Source organism: Aquimarina sp. KJ22-3 (assembly GCF_055808215.1).
In genome coordinates this window covers 1,195,069-1,220,708 of record NZ_CM147859.1, presented here as the reverse complement: position 1 = coordinate 1,220,708, position 25,640 = coordinate 1,195,069, and the positions used below count along the sequence as shown (strand labels likewise).

General features: G+C 35.2%; 26 protein-coding genes. 5 read left to right on the top strand and 21 right to left on the bottom strand.

All coding sequences use genetic code 11. From position 1 onward, the window contains the following. Nucleotides 1–61 precede the first annotated feature (61 nt). The 13 genes from AC0L3Q_RS05250 to AC0L3Q_RS05190 all read right to left on the bottom strand — a co-directional run bounded on the left by AC0L3Q_RS05250 (nt 62) and on the right by AC0L3Q_RS05190 (nt 13,675). Nucleotides 62–1,525, bottom strand: a complete 1,464-nt coding sequence (locus AC0L3Q_RS05250) for a protein adenylyltransferase SelO (RefSeq protein ID WP_473285618.1) — start codon at nt 1,523–1,525, stop codon at nt 62–64. Between the two features lie 208 nt (nt 1,526–1,733). Beyond that, a complete protein-coding gene (locus AC0L3Q_RS05245) occupies nt 1,734–2,036 on the bottom strand; it encodes a hypothetical protein (RefSeq protein ID WP_473285617.1) in 303 nt (100 codons plus the stop codon). 36 nt (nt 2,037–2,072) lie between these two features. Continuing rightward, nucleotides 2,073–2,378 (bottom strand): hypothetical protein, encoded by a 306-nt coding sequence (locus AC0L3Q_RS05240; protein WP_473285616.1) that lies wholly within the window; start codon nt 2,376–2,378, stop codon nt 2,073–2,075. Between the two features lie 191 nt (nt 2,379–2,569). After that, a complete protein-coding gene (locus tag AC0L3Q_RS05235) occupies nt 2,570–3,097 on the bottom strand; it encodes a hypothetical protein (protein WP_473285615.1) in 528 nt (175 codons plus the stop codon). A gap of 87 nt (nt 3,098–3,184) precedes the next feature. Further along, complete coding sequence (locus AC0L3Q_RS05230) at nt 3,185–3,985, bottom strand: hypothetical protein (RefSeq protein ID WP_473285614.1); 801 nt, start codon at nt 3,983–3,985, stop codon at nt 3,185–3,187. 91 nt (nt 3,986–4,076) lie between these two features. Next, complete coding sequence (locus AC0L3Q_RS05225; protein WP_473285613.1) at nt 4,077–4,877, bottom strand: hypothetical protein; 801 nt, start codon at nt 4,875–4,877, stop codon at nt 4,077–4,079. Between the two features lie 158 nt (nt 4,878–5,035). Then, nucleotides 5,036–5,929 carry a TolB-like translocation protein gene (locus tag AC0L3Q_RS05220; RefSeq protein ID WP_473285612.1) on the bottom strand — a complete coding sequence of 298 codons (894 nt, stop codon included), beginning with the start codon at nt 5,927–5,929 and terminating at the stop codon, nt 5,036–5,038. Nucleotides 5,930–5,985: 56 nt separating this feature from the next. After that, the gene (locus tag AC0L3Q_RS05215; RefSeq protein ID WP_473285611.1) at nt 5,986–7,035 is read right to left on the bottom strand and encodes a M14 family metallopeptidase; all 1,050 of its coding nucleotides are present in this window, start codon (nt 7,033–7,035) and stop codon (nt 5,986–5,988) included. Between the two features lie 189 nt (nt 7,036–7,224). Further along, nucleotides 7,225–7,998 (bottom strand): hypothetical protein, encoded by a 774-nt coding sequence (locus AC0L3Q_RS05210; RefSeq protein WP_473285610.1) that lies wholly within the window; start codon nt 7,996–7,998, stop codon nt 7,225–7,227. 242 nt (nt 7,999–8,240) lie between these two features. Continuing rightward, nucleotides 8,241–8,699, bottom strand: a complete 459-nt coding sequence (locus AC0L3Q_RS05205) for an META domain-containing protein (RefSeq protein WP_473285609.1) — start codon at nt 8,697–8,699, stop codon at nt 8,241–8,243. A 1,765-nt stretch (nt 8,700–10,464) separates the two neighbouring features. After that, nucleotides 10,465–11,838 carry a WD40/YVTN/BNR-like repeat-containing protein gene (locus tag AC0L3Q_RS05200; protein ID WP_473285608.1) on the bottom strand — a complete coding sequence of 458 codons (1,374 nt, stop codon included), beginning with the start codon at nt 11,836–11,838 and terminating at the stop codon, nt 10,465–10,467. A gap of 422 nt (nt 11,839–12,260) precedes the next feature. Continuing rightward, complete coding sequence (locus tag AC0L3Q_RS05195; protein WP_473285607.1) at nt 12,261–13,070, bottom strand: alpha/beta hydrolase; 810 nt, start codon at nt 13,068–13,070, stop codon at nt 12,261–12,263. Between the two features lie 86 nt (nt 13,071–13,156). Then, nucleotides 13,157–13,675 carry a DinB family protein gene (locus AC0L3Q_RS05190; protein ID WP_473285606.1) on the bottom strand — a complete coding sequence of 173 codons (519 nt, stop codon included), beginning with the start codon at nt 13,673–13,675 and terminating at the stop codon, nt 13,157–13,159. A gap of 549 nt (nt 13,676–14,224) precedes the next feature. On the opposite strand from AC0L3Q_RS05190, the gene AC0L3Q_RS05185 reads away from it, so the two are divergent. Both AC0L3Q_RS05185 and AC0L3Q_RS05180 read left to right on the top strand, forming a co-directional pair. Next, the gene (locus tag AC0L3Q_RS05185) at nt 14,225–14,539 is read left to right on the top strand and encodes a hypothetical protein (RefSeq protein ID WP_473285605.1); all 315 of its coding nucleotides are present in this window, start codon (nt 14,225–14,227) and stop codon (nt 14,537–14,539) included. After that, complete coding sequence (locus AC0L3Q_RS05180; RefSeq protein ID WP_473286894.1) at nt 14,431–15,792, top strand: NADP-dependent isocitrate dehydrogenase; 1,362 nt, start codon at nt 14,431–14,433, stop codon at nt 15,790–15,792. Before AC0L3Q_RS05185 ends, AC0L3Q_RS05180 begins: the two co-directional genes overlap by 109 nt. A gap of 59 nt (nt 15,793–15,851) precedes the next feature. Here the strand turns inward: AC0L3Q_RS05180 and AC0L3Q_RS05175 are convergent, their stop codons facing one another. From AC0L3Q_RS05175 to AC0L3Q_RS05140, 8 genes are all read right to left on the bottom strand, one after another. Further along, nucleotides 15,852–16,925, bottom strand: a complete 1,074-nt coding sequence (locus AC0L3Q_RS05175; RefSeq protein WP_473285604.1) for a 3-keto-alpha-glucoside-1,2-lyase-like domain-containing protein — start codon at nt 16,923–16,925, stop codon at nt 15,852–15,854. A gap of 57 nt (nt 16,926–16,982) precedes the next feature. Further along, the gene (locus AC0L3Q_RS05170; protein ID WP_473285603.1) at nt 16,983–17,852 is read right to left on the bottom strand and encodes an AraC family transcriptional regulator; all 870 of its coding nucleotides are present in this window, start codon (nt 17,850–17,852) and stop codon (nt 16,983–16,985) included. A 198-nt stretch (nt 17,853–18,050) separates the two neighbouring features. Further along, the gene (locus AC0L3Q_RS05165; RefSeq protein WP_473285602.1) at nt 18,051–18,554 is read right to left on the bottom strand and encodes a hypothetical protein; all 504 of its coding nucleotides are present in this window, start codon (nt 18,552–18,554) and stop codon (nt 18,051–18,053) included. Between the two features lie 161 nt (nt 18,555–18,715). Continuing rightward, on the bottom strand, nt 18,716–19,096 hold the full coding sequence (locus AC0L3Q_RS05160) for a DUF1428 domain-containing protein (RefSeq protein ID WP_473285601.1): 381 nt from the start codon (nt 19,094–19,096) through the stop codon (nt 18,716–18,718). Between the two features lie 32 nt (nt 19,097–19,128). After that, nucleotides 19,129–19,500, bottom strand: a complete 372-nt coding sequence (locus AC0L3Q_RS05155) for an iron chaperone (RefSeq protein WP_473285600.1) — start codon at nt 19,498–19,500, stop codon at nt 19,129–19,131. Nucleotides 19,501–19,523: 23 nt separating this feature from the next. Further along, complete coding sequence (locus tag AC0L3Q_RS05150; RefSeq protein WP_473285599.1) at nt 19,524–19,973, bottom strand: DUF4174 domain-containing protein; 450 nt, start codon at nt 19,971–19,973, stop codon at nt 19,524–19,526. Nucleotides 19,974–20,408: 435 nt separating this feature from the next. Next, nucleotides 20,409–20,861: a DoxX family protein gene (locus AC0L3Q_RS05145; RefSeq protein WP_473285598.1), complete on the bottom strand. Its 453-nt coding sequence runs from the start codon at nt 20,859–20,861 to the stop codon at nt 20,409–20,411. A 63-nt stretch (nt 20,862–20,924) separates the two neighbouring features. Next, nucleotides 20,925–21,491 (bottom strand): Crp/Fnr family transcriptional regulator, encoded by a 567-nt coding sequence (locus AC0L3Q_RS05140; RefSeq protein ID WP_473286893.1) that lies wholly within the window; start codon nt 21,489–21,491, stop codon nt 20,925–20,927. Nucleotides 21,492–21,835: 344 nt separating this feature from the next. On the opposite strand from AC0L3Q_RS05140, the gene AC0L3Q_RS05135 reads away from it, so the two are divergent. The 3 genes from AC0L3Q_RS05135 to AC0L3Q_RS05125 all read left to right on the top strand — a co-directional run bounded on the left by AC0L3Q_RS05135 (nt 21,836) and on the right by AC0L3Q_RS05125 (nt 25,411). Beyond that, on the top strand, nt 21,836–23,065 hold the full coding sequence (locus tag AC0L3Q_RS05135) for a DUF1214 domain-containing protein (protein ID WP_473285597.1): 1,230 nt from the start codon (nt 21,836–21,838) through the stop codon (nt 23,063–23,065). Between the two features lie 191 nt (nt 23,066–23,256). Further along, the gene (locus AC0L3Q_RS05130) at nt 23,257–23,484 is read left to right on the top strand and encodes a hypothetical protein (RefSeq protein ID WP_473285596.1); all 228 of its coding nucleotides are present in this window, start codon (nt 23,257–23,259) and stop codon (nt 23,482–23,484) included. Nucleotides 23,485–23,830: 346 nt separating this feature from the next. Next, the gene (locus AC0L3Q_RS05125) at nt 23,831–25,411 is read left to right on the top strand and encodes an IS1182 family transposase (protein ID WP_473286891.1); all 1,581 of its coding nucleotides are present in this window, start codon (nt 23,831–23,833) and stop codon (nt 25,409–25,411) included. The last annotated feature ends 229 nt before the right edge of the window (nt 25,412–25,640 follow it).

Sequence of the window (25,640 nt, the reverse complement as noted above, 5' to 3'; positions counted from 1 at the left end):
ACTTAAACATAAGTACCCAAAGAGTTTGGCTTCTACTTTTACCGTTTTCTCTAATTATATTTTAGGTGCCACAAAACGTTTGATAACGCGCATCAAAATCTTCGGGTATTTGCTGAAACTGGAGTTCATCGGGATGATCCCCATAGGGTTTGGAGAGTACTTCTAACAATTCATTAAAGGGATCCATCTCACCTCTAGCTGCAGCGTTCAATACATGTTCTACCCAATGGTTACGTGGGATCACTTTGGGGTTCGATCGATTCATGAGTTCCAGGCTAGGTCCTTCACGACCGTCGCGCAAGTAGGTAGCTACCCACTTTTGCCTCCAATCCTTAAATTTCTCAGATTTAAAAAGAGAGCCTTCTATTGGTGTATCTTGTGGTAGTGTCAAAAATACTTGCGTATAATCTGCTTTATGGGTTTCCATTAGGGTGAGTAGATGATCCACCAGTTCTTTATCCTTTTCTTGAGGATGTGAAATACCCAACTTATCAAACATCATTTTATACCATCTTTCCGTAAACTTATATTGAAATCCATCAATAACTTCCTGAGCAAGCTGTACAGCCTTTTTCTGATCTTCTGAAATTATAGGTAACAATGCATTGGCAAATGCAGTTAAGTTCCATTGTGAGATATGAGCCTGGTTACCGAAAGCATATCGCCCTTGGGTGTCAATCGAGCTAAATACCGTATTCGGGTTATAAGAATTCATAAAAGCACAAGGACCATAATCAATGGTTTCGCCGGCAATGCTCATGTTATCAGTATTCATCACCCCATGAATAAACCCTACTCGCATCCAATCTACAATCAAATCTATTTGTTTGTGCATTACGGCCTTTAACAACTCAAGCACTGGATTGTCTAAATCTTTTTTATCTGGGTAATGTCTTTCTAAGGTATACATTGCTAGCGTACGCAAGTCTTCTGTACTACCAAAATGACGGGCATATTCAAAAGTGCCCACCCGTATATGGCTTTCTGCTGTGCGAGTAAGCACAGCACCGTTGTGCATTTGTCCACGAAAAACCTTTTCTCCTGTCATAACAACAGCCAGACTACGTGTGGTGGATATACCCAAATGAAACATAGATTCACTAATCAGGTATTCTCGTAACATAGAATACAAGGTTGCTCTACCATCACCCCGTCTTGAATAAGGTGTTTGCCCAGATCCTTTTAGCTGTATGTCGAACCTTTTGCCCGTTGTGTCAATTTGTTCGCCCAAAACAATAGCCCTACCATCTCCCAACATATTAAAGTGCCCAAACTGATGACCAGCGTAGGCTTGCGCCAAAGGTTGAGCTCCATCGGGTATCAGGTTCCCAGAAAAATAACCCACCATGGTATCTTTCTCATGATTTAAGAACTCCAGCCCTAATTCATTAGCCAACACTTTATTAAAACATACTAGTTCTGGCTTGGTTACGGGTACAGGCTGATGCAGACTATAAAAAATCTCTGGTAATTTGGTATAAGTGCTCTCTAATTGCCAATTGTCTTTCTTCATGTTTGCTGACATATGTATTCATGTTGTTGTCAATCAAATTGTCTTTAAGGTTCCCTAAGAACAATAGCGAATTTATCTCGACTACTTTCCGAAAAGCAATATACTTCAATTATATTAAAAAGCGGTCCGCGTTAACACGCAAACCGCTATTGTTTTTACATCTTATTGCCTACCATATAATTCGTGCAAGGTATTGATTGACTTATTGAAGCAATGAATACTAGTAATCACAAATCCAACCGCAAGGGGTATTAGCACATCCACCGGTAATGCAATACGTTCTTCCCTGACAGTTGATACATCTCCGCAATGGTGCTACATCACTCGATGGTGTTTGAAATTCGATTTCTTCGCTAGAAATTATTTCCTCATCAAAATCCCTTTTTTTGAATATTTGTAGTTCAGATCCCGACAAACTTAATGAGAACGTCTTGTCATCAACAGATAATTCACAGTTTGCATTCTTCATATGCACTTCTATGGACTTACCTGACTTAAAATTCAGTTTAAAAGCTTTTTCCATGTTCACAATATTTAAATTTTCTGAATTTGTAAAGATCTAACAACACTGAAATCCTAATTGCTCACCAGGCAAATGAGTGAAATTATAATTTCTCCCGTTAATTATTCTTATGTTTCCTGAAATTGAAGTTACTACCCCACCTCTTGAGAAAACAGCCCTAACACAACCTGATCCGATTCCTCTATACGAATAAGTACGTCCACTTCTTCCTGTAAAACGCATGCAATTACAAATTATACTTTCAGGAGCTTCTTCCTCACGTTTGTAATTTTTAATTTCATCAATAGTTTGTTCAATTTGACTTTTTTCTAATTCTTCAGAATTGACTGTTACATTTTCCATAATTATTATTGTTTTGAATTATGGTAAAAGTCAACATTTCATGTTCGCTGTTAAATACCCAATAGGGGGTATTTTTGAGAAACAGTTCTAAGTTTAACCGTTCTTGAATTTGAAAAATCACGTAGTATTGCGTGAGTGTTTTAGGCGTAGATAGCCTTTAGCTATGTCCAGACAACATGATACACAAAGTTTTATTCACCCAGTAGTTCGAACAGATCCTTTTTTTGGATCTCATTACCGTCAAAATAAAAATAGGTGTAGAGAGAAAATGTAGAGTCTTTCACCAAGGTCTTTTCAAAGTTTGCAGAGTATATTTTAATGGTATCCTTATCAGAATACCTAACAGGAATTTTTAATGAGTCCATTTTCTGAATTAGCATTGAGTTATACCACATTAAATCGTCGGATGCGGTATAAAAACGACCTTCTCCATCCATTAATTTAACTTGTTCTATTTCCATGGAGTCCAGCTCTACAATAAGAACCGTTGATCCAGTTAGCTGTATTTGTTCAAAACTCGGACCATTAGAGAAATACAATCTTTTACTCTTATGTGAATCCTTTGATGATGCATTTTCAGGTATTTGATTTTTGGATATAGTTTTCTTTATATCCATTGAATCTGCATCAGTAATGCTTCTATCTTCAGATTTTTTTTCGACTTGCTGTCCACAACTAGATATAAGAAGGATTGCAATAAGAGTAAGAATTCTATTCATCTATTTTTTGTTTTACCTAATATCTCTGTACCACATATTTCTCTATAGAAAGGAGCACTGGCAATATACAAATTGTTGTACGTCCTTTTATTTTAACTGCAAGTGAATATGATCATCATGTCGAACTGCTCTACAACCGTGATAACGAATTTTATGATGTGTTACATTCATTCTTTTCTTTAAATGTGGTTCGATAAAAAGCTTTCCTAGGTTTCTATTTTTTAAAATACTACTTATAAGTTTTTTGGTTCCTTTTTCTGAAAGTACCAAGTCTCTATTTATGGTGCCAAAGGTGACATATTTGGGGAAGTCGTATCGAAAATAACCACTGTTAATGCATTTATCTATTTGGTTGTATTCATTGGGTTTTGGGTCTTCAAAAACTCCGTATCCGCTTATTGATTTTTGTTGGTTTGTGATTGCTCCACTTTTGGTTTCATAAATTAGGCTAAGATCAATTTTCTTTCCATCATTATGGCTCAAATGAGGGAGTAGCGGAAATTTATTTATGAAAGGAAAATTCGCATCCAAATAATGAATTTCAATGTGGGATCCTTTCAATTCTTTTTCAACTTGCATTAATAAATGATTGAGTTCTGGTCTCACATAATTTCTATTCAACAAGGTCGTTAGATAATTTGTTGGTTGTATCCTGTCGGTATGTTTTACTTTTTCTCGTCCAAAAATGGGAGCAACAAAAGGAACAATGAATAAAGTTGAAATTATGTAAAGTCCTATAAAAACTACAATAAGTTTAAATCTTGAATTCCATTGCCATTTTTTGGTCACTATAAGACTCAATACATAAACGATTCCTCCTATTTGGGTAACTAAGGTCAGAAGAGCAAACAGAAGAATTTGTGTTATTATTTTCAGTAGTATTTTCAACTATGGATTCATTTTTTAATGATGCGCCTTGGTTCAAGCATCCAAAAAAGTAAGATATATATTATTCTTTGTATTGATAAATCACAAACCATTACTTAAGGTTACTTTCTTTCCATCCATTCTTTTTTGCAATAAGTTCGGGATAAAGACAAGAAGTTTCTCCGTCTCCAGAAACTAAAATCCAAATGGTATCTCCTATGGATTTATCATTCGTCAATGCAAAATTATTTGTCCTTGAATTTCCGATACTCATGGTTCCGTTCGCTACGTATTCGTAATGTACATCCATTGACATTCCAAATTTTGAGGAGGTAGAGATCCTATTTTGATTTATTGAAACTATTTTTCCCTCCATGATTCTGCCTGTCTTATACAATAATATTTCCTTATTTACTCTAAGGTATAGAAGATAACAAAGAATTAGTCCGATTAACAGAACAATTCCCGCTATATAAAACATAAAATCCATAGTAAACGAATATTGTTCATATTCTGTCGGAATTGATTCTCCGTTCAAATGCTTAATTGGAATAATGTCTCCGGTTTTTAGAAAATCAGTCCTATCGGGATCTAATACACTAAACTTAGATTCCGTTTTTTGTCCATTAAAATCAAACTCGTAGGTCAAAACTTGAGGATGATTTCCATTAATAGTTACGTTATTGATTCCTTTGATGTTAGTCAAAACGGCATTTGCTTTTATTCCATCAGATTGGATTTTTTCCACGTTTTCAACAAATGGGAAACTATTCCCTAATGAATTCATTAAAAATCCGATAGGAAAAAAGACTAATAATGAAAATGCAATTCCATGAAATGCAAAAAGAGCTAATACTGGCCTGAGTTTAACTCTTTGCCAAATAGTGCTAAAATTGATTTTTCTATTTATCAAGGTTGAATTTTATATGGTTTAATGTGTAATATATGTGTTGTAGTAATTCGTAATGTTACCTTTTTTTAACAATATTTAGCGTAAAACCTACTTAAAACATATTTACACTTTGCCGGCAAATACCTAATTCCTCTTTGTATTGAAAAGTACATCGGCATTTACCCAATACACTTCTCCTTTTTCAACACCTGCCCATCCTTTTTTTCAGGGTTATTATATTTTCTGGAATAGATAAAATATTTTCCATCAGAAGACATATACGGGCAATAATAACGCCAATTTCTTTCGTATTTTAATGGTATTTCTTTCGGTTTTGTCCATTCTCCGTTATTATTAAACGTTATTTGAAATTTACCTTGTCCATTAGTAATGGCATACCGTTCATCTGGTGAAACATACGTTATCAGTTCTTTTTTCTCTGTCTTAGTAGTTACGATAACAGGTGTTTCAAATTTTTCATTTCCTAAATATTGTGCACGATATGTCTGCATTCCTCCTTTACTACTTGGTCTATTCGAGCGAAAATATAAACTACCATCTGCTGTAACAACAGGATAGGTTTCTAAATATTCTGTGGAAACCGAAAAATCTACTTTAGAAGCTAATTGCCATTTACCATTCACTTTTTTACTCATATAAATGTCAGGTGGTATCGTATAAAGTTCTTCTCGGGTAACATCATTGTTGTAAAGCTTAGGGTCAACACCAAGAAAATACATTGTTTTTCCGTCTTTAGTAATTGTAGGGTCACAAGAGACTGAAACGATAACATTGTCGTTATACATCTTAATGGGTTTAATTTCTGACCATTTTCCATTGATCAGTTCAGAATGGTGAATAACAAAACTGTTGTTCACAATTCTTGAAAAGAACATTTCTGTATGCTCATAATTAAAAACCACATTAAGTTCAATACTGTCAGTATTAACAATTGATGGTGCAAATAATTTAGGGCTTGCTGAAGGAAGTTTTTCATCGAAATACGAAATAGTATTCTTTTTACAACTAAAAAGTGTTGCGATAATTACGAAAATTAATAAAAGTTTATTCATTACTGAAGAAATATTTGCTAACGGTTGTTGTAGTGTACTAAAGGTAACTAGATACACTATTCTTTTTCTTGTGAACTGATACACATCACTGTATCATTAATGTTGATCGGTGGTGTAGCCAGGTTATACAAAATCACCCCATCTTTGGGTGATTCGTACTCTTCCAAAACAGTTCCAAACTCGTCTGTAGTATATCCTACTACTTCTCCCTTTTTGACCTTATCTCCCGCTTGGAATTGGGTATAAAAAATTCCTTGCACGTTGGACTTGATATAGCTTTGGCTATTGCAATACACAATATCAGGATGGGCTCCGGTGGCATTGCTAGTATACATATTCATGGTTGCCAACATATTATATACGCCTTTTTTAATTAGATTCACGTTATCTTCTTGTACATTACCCAATTTACCGCACTCGATACTCAATGCTGTTTTTCCATCTTGCACCGCTTGCTTAAAAGTATACTTGGCAGGGTCAGTGTCTGAAATGGTATACGGATAAGATACTACATATTCAAACCCACTATCTACCGATAGCTTTTTGGCCAAAGCCGTTTGTTCCGGCTTTTTGGTATTGTTGTAATAACACACAAACGGAATCAAATCTTCGGGAGCATCTCCCCCGTGAATATCCAGAAAAACATCGCTAACCGGAATAATATTCTTTGTAATAAAGTGTGCTTTTTGATAGGTTACACTTCCATCAGCTTTTCCAGGAAATGTATTGTTTAGGTTTTTTTGATCCTCTGGGCTGATAAAGGGCGTGCGTGCAAAAAATGCGCCCATACTTGCTATCGGAATAATGATTAGAGTTCCTTTCAATTGTTCTGGATTAATTTCTTTCATCAAGGCTTGTGAAGCAACAATAGGAGGATATTCAAAACCGTGTACTCCTGCCACAATAGTAAACGTAGGGCCCTCATTTTTACCTTTTATAATAGATATGGGTAAATGGGTAGCATTTCCTGCAGTATCCGAAAAACTAATCCGAATGTTTTCTATTCCCGGTCCTGTGCTTGAGCTAAAGACTTTTTGAAATTCATTTTGGGAGGTAACCACCTGTGTTACAAAAAATAGGGTAAGATATAGAGTGATGATCCGCATTCTGGTAGCCTTTTAGATTAAGGTTTGTGCAAAAGTTTGTAATGTTGTTGGGTTATAAAAATAATAATATACAACCATAAACCGAGGTCATATGACCCCGCTTTGCTAAGTTTTATGTCATTTTTAACTGTTAGAGGGTTAAGTAAAAGATCCCTAGTAAACTTTTACTCCATGCGGCAACTGGTAGTTTCATTCTTTTTTCGTCCCCAATAAATATAGAATAACACCTGGACCCGATTTTATTTTATGTATTTCCCAATCGTAATTTCCTGTTCCTTTTAAATCATCTACAAGTGCATTCATTTCCTTAATAGAATATGTTCGCAACGAAGAAACAATTCCATCCCAAAGCACAAATAATGGAACAATTGGAACGAGGTAAGTAAAAATAATTCGTCCCAGTTTAAATGGTCTTATAAAAGGTGTAGTTAATAAGACGCTAATTGGTGAAAAAATCATGGCTATAATGCTAGGTATACTTCGCTCCTGAGCCTCAAAAATTGCAATGGAACTATTGGTGTCGATAGCATTTTGAAGTATTTGTTTTGCTTCCTTTGGTTGAAAATGGTGTAGTGATAAAAACTGCGTTCTCAATCCGTCTAATTCTGAAGGTACACTTCGTGCATCTACTGGAGTTTCTATAAACTCAAAATTATCTGCCTGCTTTTTTGTAAACCTGAATGCCGAAACATTTGGATACAAGTCGGTGAGCACTATTTTCAAATCCGGAATTTCCTTTTTCAGTTCTGTATTTAACCAAATAAGTCCACCGCCACCTCCCGAACCTAGATCGATGATTTGATTCGTTTTACTTTTTTGCAGCCCTTTTTTAATGATTGGGATAACAGGTTGATACATTTTTGTTTTGTTGGACAAAAATTGTAAAAAATCCGTTCCATAATTTCTTAGGAAACTTGGGAACCATTTCTGGTCTTCGAATTCAAACAAATGTATTCTTCCCATATCGTTGGTTTATATGTGGTACAATGGTTTGCGTATGATAGGTTGTACTCCCTACTAAGTTAGTAAAAAGGTTAGAAACCAAGGTATTGCCGGTACAGTAATTAACAAAAAGAACTGATAACTTCTGCACCTTATGAGAGCGGGTAAAAACTACAGAACCTGAACATAAGAATCTCTAGAAAATACGAGTTTTAACAGGTTTCAGTTACCAAAAACATATTGGGTAACTGAAAGTTGACTTTTCAATTGCGTTCAAAAACAATGATAATCTCACCATTGTTGTAATACATCAAAAGTTCTGAATTTCGAATTTCAAAACTTTGAACAGCACTAATATTATATAATTGAGTCCATTCGGGCTCATTGATAAATGTCGAGAATACCGATCCTATCGTTAGGTTACCTATACCTTCAATAGCATATTCGCCTTGATAACTATTAGTAACCGTTATTCCAGAAATAGTTCCTTTGCCTTCAATATCGGGTTTAGAAAAACTTGCAGTGATATCTCCATTATTAGAGTCTGGCCAGGTATTTTTATCCGCTTTAGTAATTTTTCTCCCGTTCTCTATATAGTAAGCTACTTTCCAATCTCCAGACAGATCATAAGAAATGTCATCATCATCTTTTGAACAACTTCCAATAATGAATACTAAAGTTACTATGAGAGCAAAAACTTTGGCAGGAGCATAACTTTTCATAACGCTAGGTTTATTAAAAGATCAAAAAATCTAGTATCGGTTGCGTCAATTTATGGCTTTAATTCCTCTATATCTTATTCATTACCGATCTAATTCTTTTCGATTATTAAGGCCGGAATATTTAATGATTTATACAAATTGTTATAAGCTTTCATCTCAGTATTGATGATAGCATCTCTTTCGGTTTTATATACCTGCCAGTCTTTCATAAGGTCGTCAAACCGTTCTTTGGCTCCTGTGGTTACTTTTGGATCTGCCTGGTCTATATAGTTTAAGAGTTGTATGAGTTGTGAATTGAGTTTGTTATTAAAATTAATGACATCCTGAAATGTTTTTTGTTTCTCCTGTACCAGGTGCTCTTCCCAACTATTGATCCGTTTTTTCAGTTCTTCTCCTTTTTCAATGAGCTCCTTTGCTTTGTCGTCCTCTTTTAAAAGTTTGGCGTAATGAGTTAATTGCGATTTCGCAGAGCGCATTTGAATAACAGATTCATGCATATCCCTCAAGGTGTTTTCTATATTCACCAAGATATTTTGTTGCTCTGTAAAAGCTTCAGGAGTGGATTGAATTGCGGGGTTGGCAAGAATTGTTGCCTCCGTTTCTACAGTTTCGTCTTCCAAAGACAATCTCAAGGTATACCTTCCCGGAGCTACACTAGAGCCCGAATGGCCTCCAAAAACAAAAAGTTTTTTGATAGCAGGAATAGCCTCTCGATCAAAATCCCAGGTAAATCTATGGTATCCTTGTTTTGAAGGTAAGATTTGAGGTTTAGAAGGGCCGCCTGGCCAAGTTTTAAAATCTTTTGGCTTTTTATTGGTATAGGATCTGATGACCTCTGTTCCTTGTAAAATATCCAACTTAAGATCTAATGAATCCGCATCTTTACCCAAGTAGTAATCGAATGTAACTCCACTTTTAGGATTTTGACCTTGGCCTACAGCTTTGGAAACGCCTCCAAAAATGCGATAACTAGCTTTTGGTTGAAATACTTGAACGGCTTTTTGTGCTGTAGTCATATTCTGAAGAACACCCAAGTCGTCTAATATCCAAAAACCACGTCCAGATGTCGCAGCCACCAGATCATTATCCTGAATGATGAGATCATTAATAGCAACTACTGGTAAATTTAATGTAAGGCGTTGCCAATGTGCTCCATCATCGTTGGAAACATACAAGCCAGTCTCTGTACCTGCATATAACAGTCCTTTTCGTTTTTTGTCTGCTCTGACCACTCTGGCAAATCCATTAGGGTCGTCCAACCCATTTACGATTTTTACCCAGGTTTTTCCATAATCACTTGTTTTAAAAATATAAGAATTGAGGTCTAATGATTTGTAGCGCATCACTACTACATAAGCTACCGCAGGATCATGTTCAGAAATGTCTATGCTATTTATAATACCATCAGAAATACCTGTAGGTGTTATATTTTCCCAACTCTCACCTCCATTTTTGGTGATGTGCAATAAACCATCATCACTACCGGCATAGATCACACCTACCTGATGCTGAGACTCTACCAATGCAGTAAGGGTATTGTAGTTTTCTCCACCAGCAGCTTCATTAGTATAAGGTCCTCCACCAGGACCATGTTTCTCTTTTTCGTTTTTTGTCAAATCAGGACTGATTGTGGTCCAACTTAGACCTCCATCTGTTGTTTTAAATACGACATTTCCTGCATGATAAATCGTTTTTCTATTATGAGGAGATGAAATAATTGGCGCATTCCAGTTATAACGATATCTCGAATCTTCTGGGGCTATGCTCAATCCCAATTCTGGATATTCCTTGATCGCTTTCTGTTCTCTTGATGATTTAGTCCATTTACTAATATTACCTTGATACGTTCCGCCATACACCGTCTCTGGATTATCTGGATCAAATGCAATAAAAGCGCTTTCTCCCCCGCTACAGAATACCAATCCTTCCAATCAATTCCTTGGTCATTAGTACGACTCGCAATAGCAATTGCCGAATTATCTTGTTGCCCTCCGTAGACATTATAAGGGACCAAATTATCAGTGATCACTCGATAAAATTGAGATGTAGCCTGATTTTGTTGTGTGCTCCAACTCTTCCCTCCATTGAAAGAAATATTGGCTCCTCCATCATTAGAGTTGATTAGATTCTTGTTATCGTATGGATTGATCCATAGGTGATGATTATCCCCGTGAGGAACCGGGATATTAGAAAAACTCTTACCTCCATCTATTGATTTCATCACTGGAGCATTTAAAACATAGACTACATTTTCATTTTGCGGATCGGCAAAAATCTCCATGTAATACCAGGAGCGTGCTATGTTTACACGGTTTTTGTTTACTTGTTTCCATTTTTTACCAGCATCATCAGAGCGATACACTCCTCCTTTTTCACCTTCTGCTTCTATCACTGCAAAAACCCGCTCTGGATTTGCTCTGGAAACGGAAATCCCAGATTTACCAAATTCTGTTGGCAATCCCTCTTTCATTTTGGTCCAGGTATCACCTCCATCAGTAGATGTATACAAGTCAGAATGTTCCCCTCCAGATTCTATAAGCCAAGGGTAACGACGATGTTGCCACATGGACGCGTACAAAATACGTGGATTTGTCATATCCATTGATAATGAAGATGCTCCAGTATTTGTATTGATGAATAGTATTTGTTCCCAGCTTTTACCCCCGTCTATGCTTCTGTAAATTCCTCTTTCCTTGGTAGGTGCATATTGTGCTCCTTGTGCCGCTACATAAATGACATCTGGATTTGTGGGATGAATAATCACATCTGAGATATGACGAGTTTTCTCTAGTCCTATATGAGTCCATGTTTTTCCTGCATCCATCGATTTGTACACCCCATCACCCATAGAAGTCATCACACCTCGGGCTGCATGTTCTCCCATTCCTACGACTACAATATTGGTATCGCTTTCTGATACGGTGATTGCTCCAACAGATCCTGTTTTAAAAAATTTATCTGAAACATTTTTCCAGGTAATACCATCATCTGTAGTTTTGAAAACGCCACCTCCCGTAGATCCCATGTAATAGGTATGAGGTTTCCCGATAACTCCAGAAGATGCAACACTTCTACCTCCTCTAAACGGACCTATATTTCGCCATTTTAAACCATGAAACAAAGAATCGGTAAGCTTCAAAATAGATTCTTGAGTTTTCTTTTCCTTTTTTGTGCATGATGACTTACCGGTAGTAATAGCATGCAGATAAGAAGAAATTTTAGTGTTTTACTGAAGTTGTGTTTAGTTTGGGATGTAGATGAAAGTGTGAAAAATGTATTCATTGTTTATGGATTCATTATGATGAAGTACGATGTATGTGAGTATGATTAATTACTAAGCTCCAAAGGAAGATTCTGATAAGTGAACTAAGATAGCAAATCTGCAATGAATTCCATTACTTGGTCAGTTAAGGTATCCAGAGGTAATAAATTACATACATAACTATAGTTTTTTTAAATTCATTCTGTAACTATAAACTATAATTAATGAGGTCCGTATTGATTAACAACATTTTGCATAAATCACTGTTTTGATGGTCTTCATTTTTTGCAACTACCTTTTTAAATTTTTTCTATTATAAACTTTACCAAAGGACTGTCTTCTTGTCCCAATTTATGCACTATCTGGTAGTGATTCAGTTCTGGGTATTGGTAGTATTCTATTGGAGCCTCTGATCTATTTTTCGCATATAGATTTTTAGACTCCTCAATGAATAAATCAGTTTCATTTGCCCCCACACCGAGCAAAACAGGACATTTTAACGCAGATAAATCCTTATTTGAGACACTGTACAATACTACATCTTCTTCATTTAATTGTAACATCTGATTGAGATAACTGTTTTTTATTGGCGCTAAATCAAATATTCCACTAAGACTGCAAATTGCCTGGATAGCCGACCTCAGATTCTCATTCATTAAATAGGCCATTAGAGCCAGGTGTCCTCCTGCAGAATGTCCACAGACTATAAGCTTATTTGAATTACCATTGTAATCAGATGCATTTTTTTGAATCCAGCGTATAGAAGTTTCAATATCGTTGAGGGCCATCTTCATATCTACCGTTGGAATAAGACGGTAGTTCACTATACAAGTAGTACAATTATTGTTCACAAAAGGTTCCGCTACAAAGCTGTAACTCCTTTTATCCAATGCACGCCAATAACCTCCGTGTATAAATATTACAATTGGAGAATTAGGAATGTCTGAAGGGAATATGTCTAAGGTTTGTAGCGGAGCTTCTCCATATTTTTCATCCAAAGAACAACTATAACTTTCTCTTATTCTTTTGGATTCATTTTCGTTGATATCCAAAAAATACTGAAAATCAGGGTGCTGCGAACGTAAATCTAGTTGATGATCCGGAGTCATATTACTTTCTTAAAAATTGTTATAGCGCTTGGGCCTAGAATTAGTTCTGAAAAAGTACAAAAGCGCTTACATAAATTCAAATATTATTAATCTAACCTTAGATATCTATCTTCAATTACCCTAAAATGATGGATTTGATGCGCTGTTATGGTCAACCCAATCGTATACAAAGGCATTTCATATTCAAAAAACACACAATTGGTTTCGAGTATTTTCTTACTAAAAGATTCAAACAGCAGTATGGTGGATCGGCGTACAATACGAAGCTCATTTACCAATTGCTCTATGGAAAGTTCATCTGCATTAGAGTTTTTACCCATGATTTCCTGATCGTGCGCATCTGGGATGCTCCCTTCTGAACGAGCAAAAATCACAGCTCTAAAACACCAAATTCTTTCCCAATCAATGAGATGTTGCAGAATTTTATGAATGGTCCATTTCCCTTTTTCATAGGTTTTTAAACCAATTCTGTTGAATTGTTCAATATCAACCTCATTGAGCTCTTTCAAACTACGTTCGAGCGCTTCTATGAGTTCAATATCTCCATTGAGTTTTAAAACATATTCTAAAAATTCTGGATTCTTTTTAACTTTTTGATTTTTCATGAATACTTATATTTTTACTTAATTGATATAGTATTCATATGCAGGAACACCTAGTCTATAAGTGTCGATAACAAACATACGAATACATTGAAAAGAAAATTGGTTCGGAAGATTATCCGAACACAAAAAGATTAGCCTTGTAGTTTACTGGCTAATTATTAAGCTACTATAAGTTTCAGTGTTACCTTCAAAATATAAAATTATGGATGAGACCTAAATATATGGAATTTTATGTAAACGTTTTATAACCCAAATTGTACCCTAATTACAATAATCATATTACTTTAATTTCTTGCAATGCCTGAATAGCAATCGAATTAATTTCCATTGGATTAAAAAGCATCATACTCAATTAGTAATTAGAATTCTACTTTTTTTGCCCAATTTATATCTTGAAGTTCTACGACCAGTTTTTCCCGATTTGAATATCTTAAATATACTCTAATAGAGCAGCTACATTTTCTAAAAAAGGAACATAAGAGTTTATATGCAAAGCCAATATTCATATAAAAAATTTATGTTTTTCATTAAATATATAAATAAAAATAAATGATTAATTGTTCCGATATTTGTACTTATAAATTAAAACTTTATACCTATGAATTTAGATTTTGTAAAAGATATCGAGGAAAAAAACCTATTCGTATTCCATCAAAGACAAAAGTCGCCGTTGCAAAAGGAGATGGTATAGGCCCAGAAATAATGAATGCGACGCTACGCATTCTTGATGCAGCAGAGGCCAAGTTAGATTATGAATATATAGAGTTGGGAGAAAAAAATACCTACAAGGCAACACGGCAGGAATTGATAGCGATGAATGGGAAAAGATTCGGTCAAACAAAATCATTTTCAAGGCTCCTATAACTACTCCTCAAGGAAAAGGTTATAAAAGTTTGAATGTGACTTTACGAAAATCTCTCGGACTCTTTGCTAATGTAAGACCAGTAGAATCTTATACTCCTTATGTAAAAAGTCATTTTCCAGATATGGATGTTGTGATCATTAGAGAGAATGAAGAAGATTTATATGCAGGAATTGAACACAGACAAACACAAGATGTTTATCAATGCTTGAAATTAATTACTCGTCCGGGATCAGAAAGAATAATTCGCTACGCGTTTGAATACGCCCAGGCTAACGGAAGGAAGAAGGTTACCTGTATGGTCAAGGATAATATTATGAAAATTACAGATGGGCTATTTCACCAAATTTTTGAAGAAATTGCAAATGAATATCCCGAGATAAAAAGTGAAACTCAGATTATCGATATCGGGTCAGCACGCTTAGCGGCTGCACCAGAGAACTATGATGTAATTGTAACCGCGAATCTGTATGGGGATATTATTTCGGATATAGCAGCAGAGATTGGAGGTTCTGTAGGTATGTGTGGATCGGCAAATATAGGTAGGGATGTTGCGATGTTTGAAGCTATACATGGCTCTGCTCCAGATATCGCAGGACAAAACATAGCGAATCCTTCGGGTCTAATTAATGCAGCTGTTGCCATGTTAGGTCATATTGGGCAACCAAAAATAGCGAACAAAATCAAGAATGCATGGCTTGTAACCCTTGAGGAAGGTTATCATACGGCAGATATCTACCAAAAGGGTAAAAGCCTCAAAAAGGTTGGTACAAATGAGTTCGCCGAAAAAGTTATTTCCAACCTTGGCAAAAGTCCTAAAAAACTTAATAAAAATCTTTTAAATAGTAAGGGCGGAAAGATCCAAATACCAGAATACGTTCGCAAAGAAGAACACAAAGAACTTGTAGGAATAGATGTGTTTTTAGATTGGTCTGGAGATAACCCAAATATACTAGGTGATGCACTATCATCATTAAATACGAGCAAACTAAAGCTTAAAATGATCACCAACAGAGGTGTAAAAGTTTATCCAAACGGTTTAAAGGAGACTTATTGCACAGATCACTGGCGTTGTAGATTTGTAGGAAAAGATGCCAAAATAAAAAGCGAAGAACCTCAATATTTTCAAATTGAATTTGAACAAATATTAGCCCTCTTATCCACATTAAACACTTCAGGTTTTGATATAATCAAAACAGAGAATCTATATAAGTTTAATGAGAAACGTAGTTTTTCTTTAGGACAAGGAGAATAGAATTAATCTTTAATAAACCTTATCATGAAATTAAAAACCCATACGGATGGTATGGGTTTTTATTCTAATTTACCAATCAATCCCCATCCGTTTGCCTTGTCTATCACTACGCAGTGAATATTGTTTATCCCTTTTTCAAGTTCAAGATACAATTTGTTGGTATTGATATCCACATGTCCCGTATGTTGAATGCCTTTGGCCCTAAAAGCATTATTACCTTTGAAAATAAGTTTACCATTCAGGTATACCATTATTTTGTCACTATAATCAAATGAAAAGAGCCGAGTTTCATTGTTCTCCGATTCGATGGTTTTGGTTGCAACTATATAATCTTCCTTGTTTTGTTCAAAACTACCAGCAGAAGACTTTTTAACATATTTTGATATGGGCAATAAGCCTGACTCTTCTGTAGCTACTGAAGTATATTCCTCTTTGGCAAAAGACGAAAAATTGAGTTTTTCTTCTTCATAGGGAAAGGATGTAGTAATCTTCCAACGGGTGATGATGTTAGGCTCTCCTTTTGTTGCTTTGGCCAGGTCAGGTTTTTGATCGATATTCCTATGTGAGACCTTAAAGTTTGAAAACCGATTTCCAAACAAAGCCCAAAGCCCTACTCCTCCCTGGTATTGTTCTGTTTTCAGCTTGCCTACGGTCATTACCCTTGTATTATTTACAAAGATTTCAGCACTTTGATTACGCACCTCAACTCGCAGGGTATTCCATCCTGTATCCTTAAAAGGTACTTTTGCCTGGTGTTCTCTATACAATTGCCAATTTGACTCATTATTAAACATGGGAGTGTACTGCACGGCGTCTACCTGGTTTGATTTGTGCATTCGCATATACACCTCCTCTAGATGGTTGTTGTGTTCTCTGAAATTGATACCCGCAAAGCTTCTCTTGGGGTTAGCATATATATCTACCTCGATTGTCCCATTTGTAAAACTCAGATTTTTGACCGTAGCCCTCCCTTTTTTCAGGACAAGAGTTTCTCGATTGTCAAAATTTTCAAAAAGCGCATCTTTGGGAACATTCCATTTGGCAGGAATCATATCAATTTTTTGCAATGAACTTTGTCCAAAAGCTATTTGAAGGCTCAACAACAAAATAATAGAAAACAGGATTTTTGTCATGATTTTTTATTTACAAATATCAAGGATACCAGTCTTTGTGGTCATATCATTTCAATCCTAAAAACTATCATTTTGAGCACTTTTTCTGTAGGCAACAGGACTAACGCCTTCCATCTTTCTAAAAAATCTGGTCAAATTGTTGGGCTCACTAAAATTTAAATCATAGGCGATTTCGGCTATCGTTTTGGCAGAATACCGAAGTTCCCGCTTTACTTCTTGCAGTAGCCTGTTATTGATGATTTCTTTTGAAGAGTGCCCTGTATGTTCCTTTACCAACTTATTCAGTTTATGCCGGTTTAATTGCAGCATTTCACAATAGTTGTTCACTGAATGTGTTTTGCGAATATTCAACTCAAGTAGTTCTTTGAATTTGTGAATTCTGGTGTCAGATTGTGTATCTGGAGAAATATTATAAAAGGTGGAATAGAATCGATTAAGTTTTGATAAAGAAAAATACAACAATGAACGTATGATATGAGAACTATCATTATGATAATCGTTGATCTCGGCAATTATCTCTTTCAAAGCAAATCGGATGATATCATATTCTTCATCTTTCAGCAGTAGATATTGAGGTTGTTGGGAGTTATAAAAGTATTGTAATCGATATGCAAACAGTTTGTCGTCAAAAAAATCGGACAAGAAGTTATTTTGAAACACCAAATGAAACCCTTTGATATCCTCGAGAGGGATTTTACAGGACTTTTTTTGAAAGGGACAGATAAAAAATATACTGTTCTCAGCAACCTCTAATAGCTGTCCGTTCAAATCCATCGTTCCCGAAGCTTTTTCGAAAATCATAATCTCAAAAAAATCGCAGGTATGGGGATCCGACTCAAAGAACACATTAGGATTGTTCTCAAAAGTGTGTACATCCATCAACAGCTCAAAGCCGTATTTCCTTTTTTCAAGAAAGAATTTTCGCAAGGATACTTATATTTTGTTTTTAAATGCTTTATTACGTTGAGTCTATAGATCATTAAATCCCATTGAGGAATTTTCTAAGAGTTCCAAGGTAACAAAATTGTAATGAATGCATATGTGCTTAACCCATTATAATCAAGGAAAGTTGGTGGTAACAGAGAATTCAAATGCAAGACACTATAATTATGCTACATGCCTTTCTTACTTCACTCTCTTATAAACCGAATAATCGGCAACAATAACTCCCTCCGGACTTTTTACAAATGATGTTTCAGATTTAGAGTAATCATCATAGATCTTTAGTGTGTTGTTATTATTCGAAAAAGAAAAAGTATTGGTCTTATTAGAGTAATTACTTATATTTTTATCAGAGAACATAACTCTATAATCCATCTGATAAGTTTTGTCATTGACTTTTTTCCACTTTCCAGTCCAAAAATCCTTTGGTCTGTTAATACACTCCTCTAACTTTTCTCCTTCTGTTCTTTTAAAAATAAGACTCCCGTTTGATTTATATTCATATCTTCTATTTTTAAAGCATTCTGATGGATATTCGATCTCAGTATTACCATCTTTATACACATGAACAGTTTTTTCTATTCTCCAAACACCTACAATAGGATCCATCTTATCACTTTTCTTTTCAACAAACGATATGCAGATACTAAAGATTAAAATACCTGTTAGCAATTTTAGATTTTTCATGTTGTAACTGGATTAGATAGATTCATTTTTATAATAGTTCGTATATAATTTCTTAATCGAATTGTCTTTTAGAACGGTTTTTCACTTACTAAATATACAAAGATTGTTGAGAGCGAATGGATTGTTCATCCTGTTATAGGATGCTATTTTTCACTTCCAACTTATTCATTCGATTGCACAAGAGGCCTGAATCCTCCATAAATCATCCTACTGGCATCAAAAATCAATTTCTCTGGATGCATTAATGGCGAAACTAACGAAGCCATTCTTGGGTCGGTAGGTACTTTTTTGTTGGCAGTATCCCGTATTTCTTTTGAAGGAAAAACTACCCAGCCAAATACAATTTCTTCGTCCTCTTTTGCATCTACAGTTTTTACAAAAGATTTTGTGCCTTCTAAAAACAAATCATCTCCAACAAATTCGAAGTACGCTATTGCTCCGAACTCTTTCCAAACTTCAGCTACTTCTTCTGCTACCTTTTTGTATTCTTCCAAATAAATACGAGGTATTGGAAAAACGAAGCCATCTATATATTGTTCCATATTTTATATATGAATTGGTTAGTTTATTATCATTACTTCTGTTTTTTTAGAAGTTCTTCATGTCTAAATTTTACCATTTGACGAATTAGTTCTTCGGGCAGCGGTGTATTGAATGAAAATTTGACTGTTCCTTTCCCTACATCAAAACCCTTCAATTGTTTCGCAAAATGGTTTACTGTCGTTTCTGAGGGATAAAAACTCACGTATTTCGTATATGCCGCTATCATCAATTGCTGTTCGGGTTTTATCCCTTTGATAAGGGTGAAAGAAGGAACTTTATAATCAGTGATTTCTACAACTTCTGGAACAGCTTCTTTGATTAAACTTCTTAGTTCACGTAAAATGAATTGTGCTTCACTTGATTGATTGTCTATATAGTCATCTACCGTCTTGTAACTCGGCATTGCTCCTTTTTTTACCATATCTTTTAGTTTCTCATTTCACTTTTCCGCATTGGCATAGCATCTATAGTTGTAAATAGATCTTCTTTTGTTAACACTTCGGTCTGTTGAAGTTTTATTTGCCCATCCAGGCCAATTAAAATTACTTCAAAATCATCATGTTTATTCAAAACACTATCGGCAAGTTTTTTCGATACTTCTCCATAACTATTCAACGCACTGTTTTTATAATTTGTTAATGTAAAATCTCTCCCGGATATTTTGTAAAGTATCAACTTTCTTTTAATCATCTCGGCAAATACATTTTCAAATTCTTTTAATTGCATCTTATATTCTTTTGATGCAACACTTTGTGTCTTAACGATTAGTATTCTATTACTCCATCTATGCTGTTCTATATTCTGCCCATGACTGCTCCCAAACGCAAAGTTGAAGATCATCGCTACAATTATTTTGACTCTTAAAATCGCACTCATTTTTATGTTTTATATAAATGATTCGAGTATTTACATGACCATTTTGTATATATGTTGTTAACCACTAATAAATTATGGACATTAAATATTACAAACGATAGTGGTTTTCACTACTGCTTTTTTATTTTTCTCAAAAGATGTTACGCTTCAATATTATCATCTTCCATATGTAAAGCTTTTGTCAAATATTGGCTAGCCTTGTTATTTTCTTTTTAATAAGACTTTTAGCTAAAGTAATAACTTCTAGTTCTCTTCCCTGTCTACTTAACATTTTCATTGCATTTTCCAATTTTTGGCATTAAAAGTTTCTGGATTGATCATACCAGCCATTTCTGATGGTTCCGCAAAAAGTAAAACACAGAGAGGTTAGTTTCTCAGAAGAAATTCACCCACGATTAATTGTACACATAGTTACCTCTTGGTTTTTCCTTGAGATCACATTCGGATTGAACAAACATAAATCCAAGCTATAAAAAGTATTTGTAAAGGAATTCTAAACCACAAGTATGCCAGCCCGTTCCCGTCGAATGTCCCTTTTTGATAATTTATATTGTGTACTGCAGCATAAATATTCGCGGGCAACATTAATACTAGAAAGATAAGCAAAGCCCATCCGCTTATCACTTTCAATTTAGGAATAAGTAAGCCAATTGCTAAAAGAATTTCAAATACTCCTGTGAGATGAACAAAACCTTCTTTGTAAGGAATAAAGCTAGGAATCATCATCGACATTCCTTTGGTATATACAAAATGCCCAATAGCTGTAAATACGAGCATTATTGACATCGCAATTCTTGCAGATAAGGCAAAATCATATTCTTTTTTAATGATTTTAATTGCAAAAATAGAGATCGTAAAACTTAATAATAGTACAAGTAGTGGTTTCATGTTTTTCGGAATTATTGAGGTGTAAAGGTCAGGAAACACCCTGGTAAAAACAATGAACCCAGGTTAAGTAATGCGTCTTCTTATTCGGCTTAATGCCTGTGGAGTTACACCAATGTATGATGCAATATATTTTAGTGGAATTTGTTTTAACAATTTTGGTCTGTCTGAGAATAAATCTAAATATCGTTCTTCTGCAGTTTTACTCAATAAGGAAAGTTCTCTCTTTGATTTTATTAAAAACATATTTTCAGCCATTTTTCGTCCGATGATATTTCCACTGCTTGTTCTTTCATAGACTTGTTCTAAGTCTTTGCGCGAAATTTTCCATAAAATGGTATCTGTCAATGTTTCAGTTTGGTATTCTGAAGGGGTTTGAGTTAAAAATGAATCATAACCTGTCACAAATTCATTTTCGAATACAAAACCAAAAGTTAAATCGACTTCTTCTCCCGGAACATAAAATCTTACTATTCCCTTTGCTATAAAGTATAAATGATTCTCAACCTCCCCAAATTTCAATAAAACAGTATGTTTTTTAAGCGCTACTTCTTGCAATTTTGAGGAGAAAAATTGCCAATCAGAATCAGTCATTGGAGTAATATTTTCAATAAACTTTCTGATATCGTTCATTTGAGGATTTTTTGGTTTATGGCTGACGGTTTTGTGTGTTAGTAGTAGCAGATTTAGCGCTACAACTTTCATATTACAATATACTTTAATTTAGCAAACATTTCGGATCGTACATTAGTCTGTATGAACTAGAGCTTGTTTTATTTTTCAAATTTTAAACAAATTCAGAAATGACACACCATCCTTTTATCTGATTAGTGGTTAACGAACTGGTGATTAGCATCCTTAATTACCTGCTCACTACATGTCGGTATTGTTATAGTATTCCCCGGAATTCTTATAGTCAACCATTGTAAAAGCCTTTACTTTTATCCAAAACTATAAGAAATAACACGCATCTCATTATGAATGATTCACAAACAGAATTAACGGGTGCGCTTCAATTCGCACAAGCAATTGAGCAAGCACGAGAAATCATGTTAACAGCACCATGGTATGTTTTTAGTCCAACACCAGAACAAGAGCTTGCTGCGGCAGAAAAGCAACTTAAACACCAGATAGCCGCAGCGCTAGACGAAGGTTTTGTTGTTCATGATCCGCTTCATCCTGAATTTAGGGTTATGAGTCAGCATAATCAATATGGATTATACAATCCCGACAATAAGTATTTTGCTGCTACAATTTCGTCGGATGGCGTATATGTGATTCACGGTAAACGAGGGACAAGTGCATCTCTTGAAATACAAGTTGGTGCGGGTAATCCTGGTTACAATGAAAACTTAACGAGCCCTATCACCGTAGATCAAATTACAGGAGAAAAATTAAATATTAGGACAGACGGCACTTTTGAAATCATTATCAGCGATACAGAACCTGAAGGAGCCGAAAATTGGTTACAGAATTATAAAGGCAATCTTCAGGCAAACAGTATTCTGATCCGTGAAAGTTTTATGGATTGGGAAAAAGAAAAGGGCGGCACCTGGTATATTGAGCGTACCGACACAAGCGGTCAACCTAATTCCAACCCCAGCCCCAAAGTAGTAAATGCTCAATACGCAAGAGCCTCTGAATATTTGATTAACTCTACAAAAGGTTGGGTAAAATTTGTGGATCGCCTAAGAGCAAACCTAGCCAGTGGTAATCTAAGCCAACCGCGCCCCACACAAGATGGAAGTGGTTTACCTGGTCAATGGAATGCCGCTGGATTTTTTACTATAGCATCTGATGATGCTCTTATTATCACAGTATCTAATTCTAAAGCTAAGTATCAATCCATTCAAATAGGTGATTTTTGGTTTAATGCTCTTGATTTTTACCAACGTCAAACAAGTTTAACTGCAGCGCAAGCACAGAGTAATGACAAAGGAGAATATCGATTGGTGATTAGTGCCAAAGACCCTGGTATTGCAAATTGGCTTGACACATCAGGTACACAAAACATATTTGTTTTTATGCGATGGCAAGGGATGCCAGAATGCGAAGAGCCATCTGCTGTTCATACAAAAATGGTCAAGTTCAAAGAACTTCTTAAGTGTCTTTCTGATGAACCGTTTTTTGGTCCAAAGAAAAGACAAGCGCAGCTTGCAGCACGTAAAGTTTCAGCATTAACCAAACCTAGGGGTTTTAGGAAATAACAAAAAGTATACTACATAAGGCAACAAGTCTATTATTCTAAACTTGTTGGCTTAAGTTCTTGAGTTTAGAGTGGTTTGGCATTATGTTTTATCTGTTTTTAATTTATTTCTATATTATCAATTCCATTTTGTTTAACATAATTTAAGGGTGCTTTTCATTAAATTGTTATCCAACTTAAAATCTTAACATTATGAAAAAAATAGTCTTTCTATTAGCTTTAATGGTTTCATTACTAAGCTGTGAAAAAGAAGATATTATGGATGAATCGACAGAAATTGGAATGGACCAAAATAGTGATAGTAAAATACAAAAAGAACCCACTTCAGATCAGTTCTTAAATTCAAAAACCAAGAAACGATCAGATGTAAGAACCAGTTCAAGTGTTGAATCTGGAAAAGGTTTAGCTGCAAAAAGATAACCCATTACAGAACAATAAAAATTAGTTATCTCATTAACTTACAACAAATTGAAATTACTAATTATTCGAAATTCTAAAGAGGTATGCCAACAAAGGTCATACCTCTTTTTACTTATACGTATTCTTTCTAATATAATTATTAAATCATCAGCAATGTTTTGTTTATCAGCAGTAACGGATTTTATGCGACTACTTTTCGGTAAGTAATATACTGAAATAAAAATAATAACGGTTCAAGTTTACACTTAAACCGCTATTGCTTATACACGTTGTGCCTGTTGCACAAGTTAACAAAAATGTAAGATAGATTTGTTATTGATTTTGGATTGGTATGTTATCTTTAGTTATGCAAGGCAAGAAAATATACCAAGAAAAGCTCTTCAATCAATTTCAGCTTAGTGATCGTGTTCCATTACATAATTTTTACAGACGTCTCAAGGATTTTTTGGATCTTCAGTTTTTATACGGATTAACTCAAGAGTATTATGGATCTAGCGGTCAAAAAAGTATTGATCCCGTTGTATTCTTTAAACTATGTTTAGTGGGGTATTTAGAAAATATCATCAGTGATCGTAAACTTATGGATCATTGTAGTATGCGATTGGATATTTTATATTTTATCGGCTATGATATAGATGAAGAGCTTCCTTGGCATTCTACTATTAGCCGAACACGACAACTATTTCCGGAATCAGTTTTTGAACAGGTATTTACTCATATTTTCGAGATGTGTGTTAGTAAAGGTATGGTAAAAGGCAATACTCAAGCCATTGACTCAGCTCCGATAAAGGCAAATGCAAGCATGGATACTTTGGAGTTAAAAGTTCCAGAGCAGGATCTAACAGCTCATCTAGCGGATATTCGTCATATTAGCAACCGTGATAAAGATACTTTTCGCAAAGCCAAAGAAAACAAAGCGAGTAAGGAACAGCGGGGTATTACTGCCAGCGATAAAGAGCTTAAAGAGATAGAGAGCCGCACTGGCAACTGGAGTACGCATCAAAATCATCGGCCTGGAGCTGGTAATAAAGGTAGTCGTTACACCAGTAACAAAACACATTATAGTCCGACCGATCCTGATGCGCGTATAAGCGTAAAACCTGGTAAGGCTAGAAAACTTAATTACTGTAGCCAACTAAGTGTAGATACGGCTAACCATGTGATCACTGACATCAAGGCTTATCATGCCGATGGGAAAGACAATCAATATCTACAGGATATAGTAGATCGTTTACAACAGCGGTTATGGGGGTCTGGTTTTCAATTGGAAAACGTACTTGCCGACACAGGCTATAGTAGTGGAGAGAACTACGCTTATCTAGAACAAAAAGGGATTATAGGTTATATACCAACACACGGGACCTATAAAGGAGGCCCAGACGGGTTTACTTATGTAGAAGCTAAAGATCATTATATCTGTCCTAACGGATCAGTAGTACCCTTCAAGAAAGTATTTTTGGATCATCGTACCAAGACCAAGAAGAAAGAATACCGTATATCTAGCAAGATATGTAGAGAATGTCCATTATCATCAAGCTGTTTGGGTAAAAGTGCTAAAGAGAAGAAATTTAGTGTTACGTATTACAGAGAGGAATATGAGCGTATTAAGGAGCGATTACAAACCAAAAAAGGCAAACGTATGAAATCCAAACGACAGAGTACTGTTGAGCCAGTGTTTGGAACACTTACCCAATTTATGGGCTTACGGAAAATCAATACGATCGGGATTAGGCAGGCTAATAAAGTGATGCACCTATCAGCAACTGCCTACAATTTGAAGAAGTACCTGAAATTTGTAGAAAAACAGTTAAAAAGTGGAGCAGGAGCTGCACGCTGCTTTTTGAGAATCAAAAACATCTTTCCTTGCTTTATAAAACTGTATATAAGCCATTATAATTTTATTCCTTATAAGATAACAACAAAATAAAAACGCTCTTAAAAGAGCGCATTTAGGGTCAATTATTTGAAAAATATTGGCTTGTGCAACGGTTACCGTTGTTGTGTGTAGGTTTTTTTACACTTTAGTGCATTTACCAGAAGCTTTCTTACTATTAAACATATAGTAAACTGGATAAATACCACAGCAAATAAAATTTACAATGAATAGAGCTATAATTTTAGTTTCCATTTCTTTGTAAAATGCCCAAGAAATAATG